Genomic DNA, 15,223 nt, shown 5'->3' on the forward strand with positions numbered 1-15,223 from the left:
GCGCCAGTTCCGCAGATGTTCCTCGGGCCCGAGCCTCCATCGATCCCGGAGCGGTTCACCGCGAAAGATGCCGGGTTCCTGGCCCAGCGGCCGTCGGCTCCCCGTCCTCCGGCGCACTCGCCGCGGCGTGGCTCCGCCCGAAGACGCCTATTTGGTACGCGACTTCCGGTACTCCTCGACCACCAGGTCGGTCAGCTCGGCCACCGACGTCTCCGAGGTGCGCTTGTCGAAGGTGATCTCGCCGTGCTGAAGCAGGTTGACCCGGTCGCATACCTCGAAGACCTGGGCGTAGTTGTGGGCGATGATGATGACGGAGACCTCGCCGCGGGCCTTGAGGTCGTTGACCAGGTCGAGAATGAGCGCGCCCTCCTTGGCGCCCATCGCGGCCAGGGGCTCGTCGAGAAGGAGGACCCTGGCCTCCGAATAGACCGAGCGGGCCACCGCGATGGCCTGGCGCTGGCCGCCGGAGAGCTTGGCGACCTCGACATCGACGGACGGGATGTTCACCCCCATCTCGTCCAGGTGCTCCTGGGCGATCTTGCGCATCGCGCGGTTGTTCAGCAGCCGGGTGGGGCCGATCTTCTCCCGGTTCAGGAACATGTTGTGGTAGACCGTCAGCTCGTTGACCAGCGCCAGGTCCTGGTACACCGCGTCGATACCGAGCGAGCGGGCATGGTCGACCGACTTGAGCGTCACCTCCTCGCCGTTGAGGAGGATGCGGCCGGCATCGGGCCGCTGGAAGCCGCAGAGGATCTTCAACAGGGTTGATTTTCCTGCGCCGTTGTCGCCGACAAGGGCGAGTACCTCACCCTTGTTCAGGCGCATGTTCACGTCCCGTAGCGCCGTGACCGCGCCGAAGCCCTTGGACATGTGCTCCACGGACAGCGCCGGCGTTGGTGTCGGTGTCGGCCCGGTCGTCCCGCTCATCGGCGGCCTGCCCTTCGCAGTCCGGCCAGGTACACGTTGAGCACCATGGAGAGGATGATCGCCGCACCGAGGATGATGTTGAACGGGTTGGCGTTGATGCCGATGAAGTTCAAGCCGTTGCGCAGTTCCGCGAGGACGAGCGCGCCGAGCAGCGCTCCGACGACCGTCCCCGAGCCGCCGGCCAGCGCCGTACCGCCGATGACCGAGGCGGAGACGGCGGTGAACATCGGGGACGCGCCATCCGCACCCGCAGAGGTCGGGTCGATCGAGTCGACGCGGAAAGCCTCGAGGATGCCGGCAAAGGCGCCGAGGGCGCTGGTGGCCATGAAGTTGCCGAACTTGATGCGGCCGGTCCTGATGCCGGCCTCGCTCGCGCCGAGCGGGTTGCCGCCAGTGGCGATCGTGTACAGGCCCCAGCGCGAACGGGTGAGCAGCACGTGGAAGTACGCGACGATGATCAGGCACCAGATCAGTTCCGACCAGTCCGACTGCCCGAACCAGCCGCGCACCCCGTGCGCCGCCTCGGGGATCTGTGCCGGGTACGCGTGCGACGTGGTCAGCATGATGCCCAGGATGAAGAAGAGCATGCCCAGCGTGGCGACGAACGACGGTACCTTGAGCACGACCACCACGAAGCCGTTGGCGAGACCGATGACGGCGCCGGCCAGTACCGAGCCGATGATGGCGACGATCGGGTACGTGCCGTAGTAGTCGATCATGTAGTGCATCAGGAACGGCGACAGTGCGAAGACGGCGCCCACCGACAGATCGATCTCCCCGCTGACCAGCAGCAGCACCATGCCCGCCGCGATGATCGCGTACGGCGCCGTCTGCTGGGAGAGGTTGACCAGGTTGCTGCGGGCCAGGAAGTCCGAGTTGTTGGACCAGAAGTACAGCAGCAGGGCCACCGCGATGATGAAGATGGTGGCCTCGCGGCGGATGACGAACGTCTCGAAGGCGAGGCGCAGCGGGCCGCGCCGCCTCACCGGCGGGGTGCCGGCGGTGGTCTTCCCGCCGGTCGCGTCCTGCACGGCCCGCTCGCTCATGCGTGACCTATGGCGCCGGAGCGCTTGATCAGCTGCTGCTTCGTGCTGGAGCCCTCGTACCGGGTCTTGGTCTGCAGATACGGGTCGACGTTGTCCTTGGTCACGAAGAGCAGGCCGGTGTCGGTGACGCTCGGGATCACCAGGCCGCCGGACAGCTTGTACATCCACAGGTACAGCACGGTCAGGAAGCCCTGCAGATAGGGTTGTTGGTCGATGGTGAAGTCGAGGTCACCCGCTTTGATCGCGGTGAGGGTGTTCGGGTTCATGTCGAAGCCGCCCGCGACCACGCCCTTCTTCTTGAGGCCATACTTTTTCACGACCTTTCCGACACTCTCCGTCGAGCCGGCGTCGACCGCGAACAGGCCCTTGAGGCCTTTGTGTCCGCTGGCGTACGCGTCGATGGTCGACAGCTCCTGAGGTAGCTCCGCGCCGCTGGCGACCGACTTGAAGTTGATCGACTTGCCGGATGCCTTGATGGCATCGGTGGCCCCGTCGATGCGCGGCTGGATGTTGAGCGCGCCCGGGGTGGCGATGAACCCGACCGCGTCCCCGCCGGAAGGCATCACCGAGGCGATGCGGCGGCCCAGCTCGACCCCGGACTGGTAGAGATCCTGGCCGATGTAACAGAGTCGGCTCGTCCCCGGATCCCCTTTCGCGCCGTCCGCGTTGTAGGAGACGGTCGGGATTCCGGCGCTCAGGGCTTTGTCGACGGGCGACTTGAATGCGTTCTTGTCGACGACCGCTACCGCGATGCCGTCGGCCTTCGCGGAGACTGCCGAGGACATGGTGCTGACCATTTCCGGGACGCTCGAGTCCTTCGAGCCGGTCCACTGGAACGAGGCGCCCAGGAGCGCGCAGGCGTCCGCCGCGCCGTATTGCGTCGGAGTGAAGAACGGGTTTGTCGTGACGTGATTGACGAAAACGAACCTCCACTTCGGTGTCTGCGGGAAGTCGCCGACACCGCCGCCAGCTTTGTTGTCGTCGCTCTTGTTGTCGGCTGAGCAGGCGGAGAGCAAGGCAGCCGCGGCGGCCGAGGCGCTCACCATTCCGGCACCGCTCAGCAGCCGCCGCCTGGCCAGCCCGTTCAGACCGAGCGTGTCGACGGCCTCTTCCACCTGCGGATCGATCTTCTTCATGATCACTCCGGCGCGCTCGGTCCGTGCTGCCCGATATTTCGAACAGCGTTCGGCACGTTTGGTGGGGGTGAACGTAGGACTGGCCCGATAGGTCGTCAAGGCCCTGCGCGGGCTACGGTTTCGCCAACATTCCTACGTGGATCGTCTGCCCCGCCATGCCCGCGTCGTCGCCAACGCCGCCATCGGTCAGGGGCTGGCTTTGGCCTCCGGATAGTGCCGACGGAGCACGGAAAGACCGATCGCCGCCCGCCGTACGCGCTCGCGTGCGGTCGCCACGGCCGCGTCGGCAAGGTGCGCTCCGGAGGGGTACAGCGACGGCGCGTTTCGTACCGTGAACTTGAGGTGGACAGGAGCCGTCACGCGTACGAGGGCGGGGATCTCGTAGTAGCGGACCACGCCGCCGAAGTCGTCGGCGCCCTCCACATAGACGTCCAGCGGTACGTCGACTGCGCGCCGGATCGCCGCCATCTGGGCGAGAGTGAGATCGATCGGCAGGTTGATCGTGGTGACCCCAAGGTCCTCAAGGACCCGTGCGGCCGCGGGATTGGCCGTCGGCATCGATATCGACGACTTGATCCCCAGGTCTGGCGGCAGGTCGCCGGACTGCCGCATTTTGCCGAGGACCCACAGCTGGCCGATGTCGGCCACGAGCACGCTGCGCACGCCGAGGCCGCAGCCCCGGATGACGTCCTCGACCCCGTACGCGAGCTGATCGGCGCCGCGCAGTACCGCCGCCGTACCGCCACCCGCGGCTGACGTGGCCTGGACGCCGATGTCCCAGCCACCGCGTGGTCCGACGAAGAGACAGACCTCCACGTCGCGTTCGCGGCCCAGTGCCACCATCCGCTCGATCTCCGAGTCGGCCAGGAGCATCATTCCGCTGCCCTGGCTGATGCGGTGGATCCGGATCCCGTGCTGCTCGGCCTCATCCACAACCGCTTGGAACGGCCCTGGGCCTTCGACCGACGGGATCTCCAGCCGGTACTGCGCGCCGTCCGGGAAGCGCTTGTCCGAGTCGGGTAGTTCCCCGAGGTCCCGCTCCGGTAGCCCGAGCGCGGACAGCGACCGCCGTGACTTCTCCATGCCGTCCATTCGACCTTCTTCCGATCGATATTCCGAACCTTGTTCGGTATCGCTGCGCTTGGACGGTAGGCAGCCAACGACGGTCCGTCAACGGCCGGCGAAGGCATCTGCGTGGCGGGCCTTCGGCGACGTCATGTCTCGCGCCCCGGTTGCTCCGATATCGGCTGGACCCTATGGGTCTTCGAGAGTGTGCTCATACCAACTCGGCGGTGCAGTCCGTCAGTTGGGCGGCTCTGCAACGTGGTGAAGCTGCGCGTCAACTGGCCAGTCACCGCCGGGAGATCGGCACACGATTGCGGCGACTGACTGCCGGCCGTCAGGCCCTGCTCGACGGGCCCGGAAGCGCGCCATTGAACGTGGTGCTGCGCGATGTGAAGAGTCTGGGGGCGCTGGCTCTCAACCACGCGACCTCCAGCGACCTGCGCCCCTCGCCACGCCCGATGTCCTGGACCGTATGGAGCACTACCGCGCCAACCCCCTACCCACCAGCTCACAACACGCCCCGGACACCGGCACAGTGACCTGCACAGCCACTTCGCCCCCGGCGACGCCGCCCCAGCCTTGGCGGTCACCGCGACATTCAGCATCCAGCGCGCCAAGAACATCCGCTCCGCAGCCCGGGCCGCGCAGTGGCTGACCGACCGCGTGGCCGCCTCCGGCCGGCCGCTCCACCTTGCCAACGTCGTCACCCTCGGCGGCACCATCTCGCCCGCGCTCGAAGCCGCCCTGCGCTGCAGCCGGGAGACCAGGCTGATGCCGGTGGCGCGCCCGCGCCACCGCACCGCCGCCGAATCCACCCGGCCCCGGGCCAACCACGACGCCAGAGCCAGCGTGCTACCGACCGACCTGTGGCCCGGATGGGCCCTGCAGTTCTCCCCACGAGGCCCAAGCGGCAGGCCCGCTGCCCAACGCGCCGACGAACTCCTCACCGCCGCCTGTCTGCTGGCCGGCAACACCACCTCGATCCGCGCCGCGGTCCGCCTGACCGGCACCACCGTCAGCAGCCACAACGTGTCCACGCCCGTCGCCGGCCTCACCCGCCACCAGGACGGCGCCGACGTCTTGCACACTTTGATCCTGCTCGCCGACCACCGCGACCAACACGGCAGCCCCATCGACTACGCACGCCGCCGAGCCCTGTTCACCACGCGCCGCTGCTTCGTCGACCCGACGGAATGGCAGAACCCGCAACGCCGACCACGGGCGAATCACACGCCCGACATCGCGCACGCCCAACGCTGGATCTTCCACACCCTGTCCGGATCACCCCCGCGTCTGGCGCACCCGGCAATCGCCCCCGCAACGGCCTCACAGCGTCAGCAGTACCTGCGTTTTCGCTGGGCATCCTGCCCGCCGAGGCCGAACTGCTCACCCACCCCGGGCGCACAATCCTCGACGAACATGGCATCGACGCACCCATCCAGTGGACCCACGACTCGACGCCGCCCCTCTGCGCTGCCCCCGCCTTCCGGGCCCTGATCCGGACAGCGTCACCGTCGACCAACTCCACCAGACCGTGCCCGCCGGCGGCTTCGCCGTCGCCCAGGCCGCCCAGGATCTGAACACGACCATGGCGCATGTCATCCATCTGCTGTCCCGTCACCCGGTCGACTGGAGTCCGCCGCGGTTCCGCCGTACCCAGCACACTGCCACCCGCATCGGACGATGGCGTACCTGGTACGCACCAGACCACCTGTCGCTCCAGGACATCGCGGACCGGGAGGGAACGAGCCTGGCCGCGGTCTGCCTCGCGCTGCTCAAGTGTGGCGTCCAACTCCGCCCCGCCGTATCCCAACCGGGCCGCCCGAGACGGAGGTGCGTTTCACCAACCGCGCGCGGGTCACGGCGTGTGCCGTGACCCGCGCCCATGCCATCTCGCCGACACCGCCACGCGCTGCGGAGGTGACGCGGGTTGGTGGTGATCCGAGCTGCGTCGGGCCGCTGGTCAGCTGTGCTCAGGGCGTTCGATGGACACCATGGGCAGTTTCCGGGCCAGCGGTGCGGGCAGCCACCAGGCCCATGTGCCGAGCATCTGCATGACGGCGGGGACGATGAGGCATCGGATGACCACGGCGTCGAGAAGGATGGCGACGGCCAGTCCGAGCCCGAACTGCTGGAGCATGCGGTCGGAGCTGAGGACGAACGCCCCGAAGACGAACGTCATGATGGCCGCGGCGGCGGTGATGACCTTGCCGGTGGAAGCAAGCCCTTCGCGCACGGATTGCGAATGGTCTTTGGTTCGGGTCCATTCTTCGTGGATACGGGAGATGAGGAAGACCTCGTAGTCCATGGACAGCCCGAAGACGATCGCGAAGATCAGCGCTGGGATGAAGGCTTCGATGGGGCCCGGTTGTGCTCCGAACCAGCCGTGCTGGAACACCATGGTGATCACGCCGAGCGCGGCGGAGATGGACAGCAGGTTCAGGATGGCGGCCTTGACGGGGATCCAGATGGACCGGAAGACCAGCAGCAGCAGGAGTGAGGAGACGCCGACGACGACGGCGACGAACAGAGGCAGCCGGTCGGCGAGTGTCTCGGAGACGTCCTGGGAGGCGGCCGTGGCGCCGCCGACCAATACCTCGGCGCCGGTGGTGTGTTCCAGGGGCGGGGCCACGTCGTCACGCAGGTGGTGGACGAGGTCCACGGTCCCCACGTCCTGCGGGGAGGTCGTCGGGTAGACGAAGACGGTGGATAGGGCGCCGTCCGCAGAGGGCATCGCAGGGCTGGCCTCGGCGACGCCGTCGGTGGTGGCGAGCTGTGCCTGGACGGTCTTGCCGGCTTCTTGATCGCCCTTGACCAGGACGATGAGCGGACCGTTGAAGCCGGGGCCGAAGCCCTCGGCGAGCAGGTCGTATGCGTGCCGGGAGGTGGTCTCCTTCGGATCGTTGCCTGAGTCGGCGAAGCCCAGGCGCATGCCCAGTGCCGGTGCGGACAGGGCCAGGAGCGCGATCACGCCGACCAGCAGGGTCGGGATCGGGCGTCGCTGCACGGCGCGTGCCATGGCGCGCCAGCGGTCGCCTTCGGTCTTGCCCTTCTTCGTGGCCTTGGCCTGCTGCTTGAGCACATGGCGCTGGATGCGCTTGGCGAACAGCGCCAGCAGCGCGGGCAGCAGCACCAGGGAGGCGGCCATGGTGATCAGGACGGTGATGGCCACCGCGAGGGCGATGCCCTGCAGCGAGCCGAGCCCGAGGGCGACCAGTCCCAGTAGGGCGACGATGACCGTGCAGCCGGCGAAGAAGACCGTGCGGCCGGCGGAGTCGAGGGCCTTGCGGCCGGCCTCCGCGGGCTGGGCAGCGGCCAGGAGTTCATGGCGGTAGCGGTAGAAGATCAGCAGGGCGTAGTCGACGCCGACCCCGAGGCCGACGAGCATCAAGATGGGCGGGGTGAAGTCGGCGACGGTGAAGATGTGCGAGGCCAGGGCGATCAGGCCGATGGCGCCGCCGACCGCGAACAGTGCGGTGATCAGCGGCAGTGATGCCGCCAGCAACGAGCCGAACAGCAGCACCAGGATGACCAGGGCGGCCACGATCCCGGCGAGTTCGGCGGTCGGGCCCGCCTTGTCCTCCGCGTTGCGCGCGGCCTCGCCGCCCACCTCCACCTGGAGGTGGGCGGCGGCGATGCTCTGTGCGGTGTCGATAATTTTGGCGACGTCCTCCTTGGGGACGTCTTCCGTCTTGCCGTCCAGCGTGACAGAGGCGTAGGCGATTGTGCCGTCCTTGGACACCGCTGAGGCATCGGAGAAGGGGCTGCGCACGTCGGCGACCCCTGCCATGTGCTTCACCTTGGCCAGCATCGGTTCGATGCCGGCCCTGGCGCTCTTGATGCTGGCGGTGTCCTTGAAGACGATCTCGACGCTGTCGCCCGCCTGATCACTGCCGTGCTTCTTGAACAGGTCGGTGGCCGCCTGGGAATCGGTGCCCGGCAGCGAGAAGTCGTTCTTGTATGCGGAGCCGGCAGCGGTGGAGCCCAGCGTGATGGCGGCCACGACAGCCACCCAGAGCACGAGGGCGGCCCAGCGATGACGATGTGCCCAGCCGGCCAGGGCGCCGAACCGTCCGACGGGCACCGACGTGCCGCCCTGTGGCGGGGGCGGGGCGAGGGACGCGGCGGAGCCGCGGGGGGAAGACATGATGCCTACCTCGAATTCGAGCGAGTGTTGCCTGGAGCCACCGCCACGCCCACGACCGCTCCGGCAAATGCGGGTACACCAAGCGCCAGCCCGGCGAACGCACCACTGACCGTGATCGAGAACGCTCCGGCAGCGGTGACCAGCAGAATTCCGGCAGCGGTACCCACGAGTGCGCCGACGAAGGCCGCACTGATCCGTGGGGGAGTGAGAGACGGCGACATGCCCTCGATCGTGCTTGCCCGACCCGGGCCTGGGCGTCGGCCCACGGCTGACACTCGGCCTGCACCAGCAGCGGGGGGCAATGGCCGCGCCGTACACCAGCAGATGTACGTCCCGGGCGCCACGTACATCTCCAGCAGGCACCCTCGACGCAAATGCGGACATACACCCTAAGGCTCAACCGCGCTGCAGGCAGAATGAAGCCATGCCGCACCTCGACGTCACCCGCCTCCGCCTGCCCACGGGGCCGCGTACCGACCTGGCGCTCGCCGGGGTCGTGCTGGTGCTGGCAGGGGTGGCCGAGGGGCAGCGGCTGGGCTCCAACTGGGACGCGCCCGCATCGGTGATCGGCTCCTGGTTCCTGGCGATGGCGGTGTGTGCGGCCCTGCCGATGCGCCGCCACTACCCGGTGGCGGTGGGCTGGTTCACGGTGGTCGGCACGGGCGTCTACCACCTGCTGAGCACGGTCGACGGTCCGCTCGTCGTGATCCCGATCGCCGCGTTGTACACGCTGGCGTCCCAGGGGCGGACCCAGGCCTCGGTCGCCATGGCCGCGGTGATGGTCATCGGGGTGGGCGCCGGGGCTCTGGCCGGCACCGGCGATGTCAACGGCACGGCGGTGTTCATGCTGACCGGCTGGCTGGTGGCTGTGGTGGCGCTGGGCGCGATGCGTCACGGCCGGGTCGCCTACGCCGAGGAGGAGGCAAGGCTGCGCGCCACGCAGGAGCGGCTGCGCATCGCGCGCGAGCTGCACGACGTGATCGGCCACAACATGTCGATGATCCACGTGCAGGCGTCCTCCGCCCTGCACCGGCTGCAAAAGGACCCCGGCCAGGCACAGGAAGCGCTGACCGCCATCAAGCAGGGCAGCAAGGAGGGGCTGCAAGAACTGCGCGCCACCCTCGGCGTACTGCGGCAGGCCGACGAGGAAGCCCCCACCACGCCCTCACCAGGGCTGTCCAGGATCGACGAGCTGGTCTCCTCGGCCGCTCGGGCGGGCCTGGACGTACGCATCGAGCAGAGCGGAGCCCACTCACCGCTGCCGGCTGCGGTGGGCCTCGCCGCCTATCGCATCGTGCAGGAGTCGCTGACCAACGCCGTCAAGCACAGCGGCGCCCGGCACGTTGTCGTCCGGATCCACCACGGGGACCGGGAACTGACGCTCGATGTCAAGGACGACGGGCGGGGTGCGGCCCGCGCCGGTCAGGCGGACGGCAGCGGGATCGCGGGCATGACGGAACGGGCGCGCGCACTGGGCGGAACATTGAGCACCGAGCCCGGCAGTACGGGCGGGTTCGTCGTTCGGGCCCGGCTACCGTTCTCAGACCACCACGAGCCGATCGGCGGAGCAGTTGATGATCAGGATCCTGCTGGCGGATGACCAGCGCCTCGTGCGCGCGGGGATCCGCGCCATCCTCGACGACGAGGACGACCTGCACGTGGTCGCCGAGGCAGCCGACGGACACGCCGCCCTCGCCGCCTGCCGGGAACTGCGACCCGACGTGGTGCTGATGGACATCCGCATGCCCGGCATGGACGGGCTCGAAGCCGCTCGTCGCATCGCCGGCGACGAGCAACTGTCAGCGGTGAAGGTGGTCATGCTGACGACTTTCGACCTCGACGAGTACGTGTACGGGGCCCTGCGCGCCGGCGCCACGGGCTTCCTCATCAAGGACACCGAACCAGCCGAACTCCTGCACGCGGTGCGCGTCGCCGCGCGAGGCGACGCGCTCATCAGCCCCTCCATCACCCGCCGACTCATCGCCGAGTTCGCCGACCGCCCGGACAACACCCGGGAGCCCGACCAGCGCCTCGACGCCCTGACCAGGCGCGAACGGGAAGTCATGCAGCTGATCGCCGCCGGATGCACCAACGACGAGATCGCCACGCAATTGGTGGTCTCGCCTCTGACCGCAAAAACCCACGTCAGCCGCATCATGGCCAAACTCGGTGCCCGGGACAGGTCCCAAGTCGTGGTCATGGCCTATGAGTACCGCATGGTCAGCCCCGGTGGGCTCACGGAGCCAACTTGACCCGGCCCCACAGGACCCGGTCTGGAGGTAGCGCCCACGTGGCTGCTGGGTGGGCTCCTCCGTCCAGACACCTCTATGGGGTGACAGGGACGCGTTACCCACGCCCCGCAGTCCACACAGCCTCGCCCCTGCGGGCGATGTTGCGGGAAGCGTTTCGGTCCGCGTGGGCAACGACCCCACAGTTCCGGCAGACGAAGAGGGCCCGCCGTGCCCGGTTCCTCCTGTCGATGTGGCCGCATTCAAAGCACTGCTGCAAGGTGTGGGCGGGGTCGACGAAGACCACGGGCACGCCGGCCCTGCGGGCTTTGGAGACGATGAGGTCTGCGAGCTGGGCGAAGGACCTTGGTGCCCTTCTTCTGGAGCTTGTGCCGCAGGTCGAGCTGACGCTTGCGGTGCCGGTTCAGGCCGCGCCCGGCGGCCTGGTAGCCGGTGGATGTGGTGGCGATGTTGGCGATGCCGAGATCGACGCCAATGAACTTGTCGGGCTCGTACTGCTCGGCCTCGGGCACGTCGCAGGTTGCGGCCAGGTAGAACACGCCGCCGTGTTCGATCAGATCGGATTCGCCCTTGCGGCGCTCCCGCAGCGTCTTGAGTGCATCCGGGGAGCAGGCGAAACGGACGCTTTTGATGCGTCCGGCGAGGGTCCAGACCGCAACGGTCTGCGCGTCGTAGTGCCAGCTCAAACACCGGTTGTCGTACGGCTGCGCGGCCTGGGGCCGAAAGATGCCTCGGCCCGTTGCCCGGCACCATCACCGTGCACCTGGACGCCGACTACGACTCGGACACCACCCGTGCTCTGCTCAGCGAGCGCGGCCTGCATGGACGCATCGCTCACAAGGGGGAGAAGGCGCCCATTCAGGCCGGTCGCGTTGGCACGTCGAACGCACTCACGCCTGGCAGAACGCCTTTCACCGTCTCACCCGGTGCTACGAGCGTCGCGTCACTGTCGTTGATGCCTTCTTCGACCTCGCCGACACGATCATTGTCGTGCGCAGCCTGATCCGGCGGTCCTGGACAACTCGGCGCTGGGACGGACGCCCGAACCGCCGGCCGTGATCCTTCGGCCCCGCTCGTTCACTTTGGCAGATCGGCGGAGAGGAAGGGAGCAAGGATCGCGAACAATGCGTCGGGGCGGTCGAGGGGGATGATGTGGCCGCAGTCCTGGAGGTGGTGTCCGACCAGGTCATCGGCGATGGGACGGAGTTGGCGTTCGAGCCCGGTGCCGACGGGGTGAGAGCCGACGGCCATGGTGGGCATCGTCAGCCGAGCCGTCGCGACGGCGTCCTGTATCTGCTGCGCGCTGGTGGGCAGGGCCCGGTAATAGGAGAACGCGCAGCGCAGGGCCTCGCTCCCGGTGAACGCGTGGACGAAGGCCGCACGGATGTCGTCGGGTACTCCTCGCCCGAGCGTCCCAGAGTCGAGGAAGAAGTCGATGTACGGGGCCTCGTTGCCGGCCAGGACGGTCTCGGCGAGGCCGGGGACGGCGTGGAAGCCGAACCACCACGGGGCGCCGCCCGCGATGACGTGTTCTGCTCCGGGCAGGCGGCCGAGCAGTGCCTCCATCACGACCAGGCGCCGGACGAGGCCGGGGCGGCGCAGCGCGAGCAGGACGGCGGGGGCGGCGCCCGCGTCGATGCCCACCACTGCTGCCGAGGGCTCGCCGAGTGCGCCGAGTAGCCCTTCGGCGTCGGCGGCGAGGGTGCCTGCGTCGTACCCCTCGACGGCTCGTGTACTGGCACCGAAGCCTCGCAGGTCCGGGGCGATGACCCGGTACTGCCCGGCCAGTTGGCCCATGATGCCGCTCCAGAGTTGCCAGGTGTGCGGGAAGCCGTGCAGCAGGAGAACCGCAGGTCCGTCCCCGGCGATTGCGACGTTGAGTTGGACGCCGTTCGTCGTGATGCGGCGGAGTTGGTGTGCGGTGGTGGCGGGCATGACGGCTCCTCCGACTGGTTACCATTGGTGACCACAGAACGATAGGTAACTGTCCGACCGCTGCCTAGACGGCACTTTCAGGGAAGGTGGTGAGTCACAGGTGACCACCCAAGGAGCCCAGGCCGCCGGTCGCGGGGTGCGCGGCGATCTGTTCGATCCCCGGTGCCCGACGCGGCAGTTGCTGGACCGCATCGGTACGAAGTGGACGTCCATGGCCGTCAAGACGCTCGCCGATGCCGCACCGGACGAGGTGCGCTTCGCGGAGCTGAGACGCCGGATGCCCGGCGTCTCGCAGAAGATGCTGTCCGTGACGCTGCGAAACCTGACCCGCGACGGGCTGGTGTCGCGCCGGGTCGAACCGACCGTGCCGCCGCGGGTCTTCTACCGACTCACCGGACTCGGGCTGTCTCTGGAAGTCGCGCTTGCGGGGCTGCGGACCTGGGCGGAGGAGCACATGGCCGAGATCAACCGCGCCAACGAAGCCGCCGACCAGGAGGTCGATGAGGGATAGGCAGGCCGGTTCCGTGCTCAGCACTGGTGGCTCGGGTACTCGATGTAGCCGGCGTCGCCGCCCTGGTACCACGTAGGAGATGGAGGGGATGTCGCCGGCGCAGTGGCTGGCGACGAAGGAGCTGGTGAAGGACGACGGGGAGAGGGTGTTCGAGGACGGCATCTCCCGGTTCTGCCCGAAGCACTCCAAGATCCTGAAGCCGGCCGTCGAGGGCACCTATCCGCGGTGGTTCTCAACGACTTTGCCGCGGTCCTGGGTGTCCATCGCGCTACTCAAAGTAGTGGATGTGGTCTCCCGGGGGATACGGGCGGCGGCTGCGGCGACGGTTGCCAGGTCGTCGCTCGAGAAGCCGGCGCGGCTCAGCACCGCCAGGGATTTGTTCGTTGCCAGCGTGCACAACGCCAGCTCTGCCGCCTCCTGCTCACCGGCCCCCGCCGCCATCAACGCCTGCTCCAGCATCGCCCGCAAACCGTCGATCATGGCGCGGACCATCGCCTGGCCCTCCGCGTCGAGGGCCGGGAGCTGCGTTGCCGACACCGTGAGCAGGCAGCCGTCCGGGACCGTCGGGTCGGCGATGCGGTTCAGGGTGACCTGCAGGTAGGCGGCCACAACGGCGCTCGGGCTCTGGTGGGGGCCGGACAGTGCTTGGTCGTACAGCGGGTGGTAGGTCTGCGCGTACCGTTGGAGGCTTTTCCGGAAGAGGGCGCTCTTGTCGCCGAAGGTGCCATAGAGCGAGCTCCGGCCCAGGCCCGTGCCCTCGGTCAGGCGGTCGATCGAGGCCTCCGAATAGCCCCAGCGCCAGAAGACGTGCATCGCACGTCGTAGCGCCTCGTCCACGTCGAATTGCTTGCGGCCCGCCATAGTTCGTCAGCCTACACATCTTGCACCGATCGTTTCAAGATGTGTAGGGTCGTCGGCATGACAAGTTGCACCGATCGTTCCATGATGAGTACGGCCGACAGCACGACAAGCTTGAGTTCGCTGCGGCTGCCCGACGGGTTCACCGACGTCTTCACCAGCCGGCTCGTGGAGCTGAACGGGCTGCGGCTGCACGCGGTCACCGGCGGGGACGGCCCACCGCTGCTGCTGGTCGGCGGGTGGCCACAGACCTGGTACGCCTGGCGGGAAGTGATGCCCGCGCTCGCCCGCGAGCACACCGTCGTCGCCGTCGACTCGCGCGGGGCCGGGCTCTCCGACAAGCCCGACGACGGGTACGACGCCGGCACGCTGGCCGCCGATCTGGTCGCGCTGATGGCCGCGCTCGGGCACGACCGGTTCGACGTGGTCGGCCACGACATCGGCATGTGGACCGGATACGCCCTCGCAGCCGATCACCCCCAGCGGGTGGGACGGCTCGCCGTCGTCGACGCCATCATCCCCGGTCTCACACCGACCCCGTCGGTCTTCAGCCCGGCCGCGGTCAACCAGCGGCTCTGGCACTTCGGCTTCAACCGGCTCACCGACCTCAACGAGGAACTGGTCCGGGGGCGGGAGCGGCTCTTCTTCGGCTACCAGTTCGCCAAGAAGGCAGCCACCCCCGACGCGATCCCCGCGTACGCCGTCGACGTCTACGTCGATGCGATCGTCGCGGATCCTCGCGGGCTGCAGGCGAGCTTCGCGTACTACCGGGCGCTGGACGAGACGATCGCGCAGAACGAGCAGCGCAAGAAGACCCGGCTGACGCTGCCGGTCCTCGCCATCGGCGGCGCGCGGTACAGCGGCGCGATGGTCGCCGAGACGATGCGGCTGGCGGCCGACGATGTCACCGGGGTGGTCCTCGACGATTGCGGCCACTACGTGGCCGAGGAGCAGCCGGCGCGCTTTACCGAGATCCTGGAGGACTTCCTCGGCGGCGAACCGGTAGCAGGCGTGCCGCACGGCTGACACATTCGTGGCGGAGTTTCGCCAAGTCTGTCTTCCACCCCCGCTCATTCACATTGCGGCGCCTCCCGCGCGCCAAGAATCGACGGCGATGCGTATGCCGTCGATGGTGCGCGAGAAAGAATGTCGATGTCCCCAGATGGCTGCCGCAGGGTCCCGGCCGCGATGATCGCGGCGTTGCTCTGCGTCGGCACCGCCCTGGCCGGGTCACCCCCGGCCAGGGCGGCGGCCGCCACCCCACCGGGAGGGGCGGCCAGCCGAGTCGCGTGGTCGCCTACTGTCTCATCCCGTGGACGCCGCTTCATCGCACGTTCTCTCCTGGGGAG

General features: G+C 68.4%; 14 protein-coding genes and 1 pseudogene. 6 read left to right on the top strand and 9 right to left on the bottom strand.

The genetic code is table 11. The features are described 5' to 3' along the window. Positions 1-147 precede the first annotated feature (147 nt). The 4 genes from M2283_RS41760 to M2283_RS41775 form a co-directional block, all read right to left on the bottom strand. A complete protein-coding gene (locus M2283_RS41760; RefSeq protein WP_280881802.1) occupies positions 148-927 on the bottom strand; it encodes an ATP-binding cassette domain-containing protein in 780 nt (259 codons plus the stop codon). Then, entirely contained in the window at positions 924-1,973 is a 1,050-nt protein-coding gene (locus M2283_RS41765; RefSeq protein ID WP_280881803.1) for an ABC transporter permease, read from the bottom strand. The genes M2283_RS41760 and M2283_RS41765 overlap by 4 nt, the downstream gene beginning before the upstream one ends. Continuing rightward, entirely contained in the window at positions 1,970-3,109 is a 1,140-nt protein-coding gene (locus M2283_RS41770) for a sugar ABC transporter substrate-binding protein (protein ID WP_280881804.1), read from the bottom strand. Before M2283_RS41770 ends, M2283_RS41765 begins: the two co-directional genes overlap by 4 nt. A 186-nt stretch (positions 3,110-3,295) precedes the next feature. Beyond that, positions 3,296-4,192 carry a U32 family peptidase gene (locus M2283_RS41775; protein WP_280881805.1) on the bottom strand — a complete coding sequence of 299 codons (897 nt, stop codon included), beginning with the start codon at positions 4,190-4,192 and terminating at the stop codon, positions 3,296-3,298. Positions 4,193-4,753: 561 nt separating this feature from the next. On the opposite strand from M2283_RS41775, the gene M2283_RS41780 reads away from it, so the two are divergent. Next, a complete protein-coding gene (locus M2283_RS41780) occupies positions 4,754-5,671 on the top strand; it encodes a hypothetical protein (protein ID WP_280881806.1) in 918 nt (305 codons plus the stop codon). Between the two features lie 466 nt (positions 5,672-6,137). Here M2283_RS41780 and M2283_RS41785 read toward each other — a convergent pair whose 3' ends face one another. Next, entirely contained in the window at positions 6,138-8,321 is a 2,184-nt protein-coding gene (locus M2283_RS41785; RefSeq protein WP_280881807.1) for an MMPL family transporter, read from the bottom strand. Positions 8,322-8,745: 424 nt separating this feature from the next. On the opposite strand from M2283_RS41785, the gene M2283_RS41790 reads away from it, so the two are divergent. After that, a complete protein-coding gene (locus tag M2283_RS41790; protein ID WP_280881808.1) occupies positions 8,746-9,921 on the top strand; it encodes a sensor histidine kinase in 1,176 nt (391 codons plus the stop codon). Continuing rightward, the gene (locus M2283_RS41795; protein WP_280881809.1) at positions 9,896-10,573 is read left to right on the top strand and encodes a response regulator transcription factor; all 678 of its coding nucleotides are present in this window, start codon (positions 9,896-9,898) and stop codon (positions 10,571-10,573) included. Before M2283_RS41790 ends, M2283_RS41795 begins: the two co-directional genes overlap by 26 nt. 94 nt (positions 10,574-10,667) lie before the next feature. Here the strand turns inward: M2283_RS41795 and M2283_RS41800 are convergent, their stop codons facing one another. Continuing rightward, the gene (locus M2283_RS41800) at positions 10,668-10,862 is read right to left on the bottom strand and encodes a zinc ribbon domain-containing protein (RefSeq protein ID WP_348538959.1); all 195 of its coding nucleotides are present in this window, start codon (positions 10,860-10,862) and stop codon (positions 10,668-10,670) included. Then, complete coding sequence (locus M2283_RS41805) at positions 10,813-11,256, bottom strand: hypothetical protein (protein ID WP_280881811.1); 444 nt, start codon at positions 11,254-11,256, stop codon at positions 10,813-10,815. The genes M2283_RS41800 and M2283_RS41805 overlap by 50 nt, the downstream gene beginning before the upstream one ends. A 44-nt stretch (positions 11,257-11,300) precedes the next feature. On the opposite strand from M2283_RS41805, the pseudogene M2283_RS41810 reads away from it, so the two are divergent. Then, positions 11,301-11,629: pseudogene (locus tag M2283_RS41810) on the top strand (transposase); the annotation flags it as partial. An 18-nt stretch (positions 11,630-11,647) separates the two neighbouring features. On the opposite strand, the gene M2283_RS41815 reads toward M2283_RS41810, so the two are convergent. Continuing rightward, positions 11,648-12,505 carry an alpha/beta fold hydrolase gene (locus M2283_RS41815; RefSeq protein WP_280881812.1) on the bottom strand — a complete coding sequence of 286 codons (858 nt, stop codon included), beginning with the start codon at positions 12,503-12,505 and terminating at the stop codon, positions 11,648-11,650. Between the two features lie 100 nt (positions 12,506-12,605). On the opposite strand from M2283_RS41815, the gene M2283_RS41820 reads away from it, so the two are divergent. Continuing rightward, a complete protein-coding gene (locus tag M2283_RS41820) occupies positions 12,606-13,016 on the top strand; it encodes a winged helix-turn-helix transcriptional regulator (RefSeq protein WP_280881813.1) in 411 nt (136 codons plus the stop codon). A 216-nt stretch (positions 13,017-13,232) separates the two neighbouring features. Here the strand turns inward: M2283_RS41820 and M2283_RS41825 are convergent, their stop codons facing one another. Next, positions 13,233-13,877, bottom strand: a complete 645-nt coding sequence (locus M2283_RS41825; RefSeq protein ID WP_280881815.1) for a TetR/AcrR family transcriptional regulator — start codon at positions 13,875-13,877, stop codon at positions 13,233-13,235. An 84-nt stretch (positions 13,878-13,961) separates the two neighbouring features. Between M2283_RS41825 and M2283_RS41830 the strand changes: the two genes are divergently transcribed. Further along, on the top strand, positions 13,962-14,900 hold the full coding sequence (locus M2283_RS41830; protein ID WP_280881816.1) for an alpha/beta fold hydrolase: 939 nt from the start codon (positions 13,962-13,964) through the stop codon (positions 14,898-14,900). The last annotated feature ends 323 nt before the right edge of the window (positions 14,901-15,223 follow it).

It is taken from the genome of Streptomyces pseudovenezuelae (assembly GCF_029892565.1).
Taxonomy (GTDB): Bacteria; Actinomycetota; Actinomycetes; order Streptomycetales; family Streptomycetaceae; genus Streptomyces; species Streptomyces pseudovenezuelae_A.

Excerpts from the sequence above, each read along its gene's own strand:
- M2283_RS41765 (WP_280881803.1), bottom strand. The coding sequence starts at position 1,973 with ATGAGCGAGCGGGCCGTGCAGGACGCGACCGGCGGGAAGACCACCGCC.
- M2283_RS41760 (WP_280881802.1), bottom strand. The coding sequence starts at position 927 with ATGAGCGGGACGACCGGGCCGACACCGACACCAACGCCGGCGCTGTCC.
- M2283_RS41785 (WP_280881807.1), bottom strand. The coding sequence starts at position 8,321 with ATGTCTTCCCCCCGCGGCTCCGCCGCGTCCCTCGCCCCGCCCCCGCCA.
- M2283_RS41775 (WP_280881805.1), bottom strand. The coding sequence starts at position 4,192 with ATGGAGAAGTCACGGCGGTCGCTGTCCGCGCTCGGGCTACCGGAGCGG.
- M2283_RS41815 (WP_280881812.1), bottom strand. The coding sequence starts at position 12,505 with ATGCCCGCCACCACCGCACACCAACTCCGCCGCATCACGACGAACGGC.
- M2283_RS41795 (WP_280881809.1), top strand. The coding sequence starts at position 9,896 with ATGATCAGGATCCTGCTGGCGGATGACCAGCGCCTCGTGCGCGCGGGG.
- M2283_RS41830 (WP_280881816.1), top strand. The coding sequence starts at position 13,962 with ATGAGTACGGCCGACAGCACGACAAGCTTGAGTTCGCTGCGGCTGCCC.
- M2283_RS41790 (WP_280881808.1), top strand. The coding sequence starts at position 8,746 with ATGCCGCACCTCGACGTCACCCGCCTCCGCCTGCCCACGGGGCCGCGT.
- M2283_RS41825 (WP_280881815.1), bottom strand. The coding sequence starts at position 13,877 with ATGGCGGGCCGCAAGCAATTCGACGTGGACGAGGCGCTACGACGTGCG.
- M2283_RS41770 (WP_280881804.1), bottom strand. The coding sequence starts at position 3,109 with ATGAAGAAGATCGATCCGCAGGTGGAAGAGGCCGTCGACACGCTCGGT.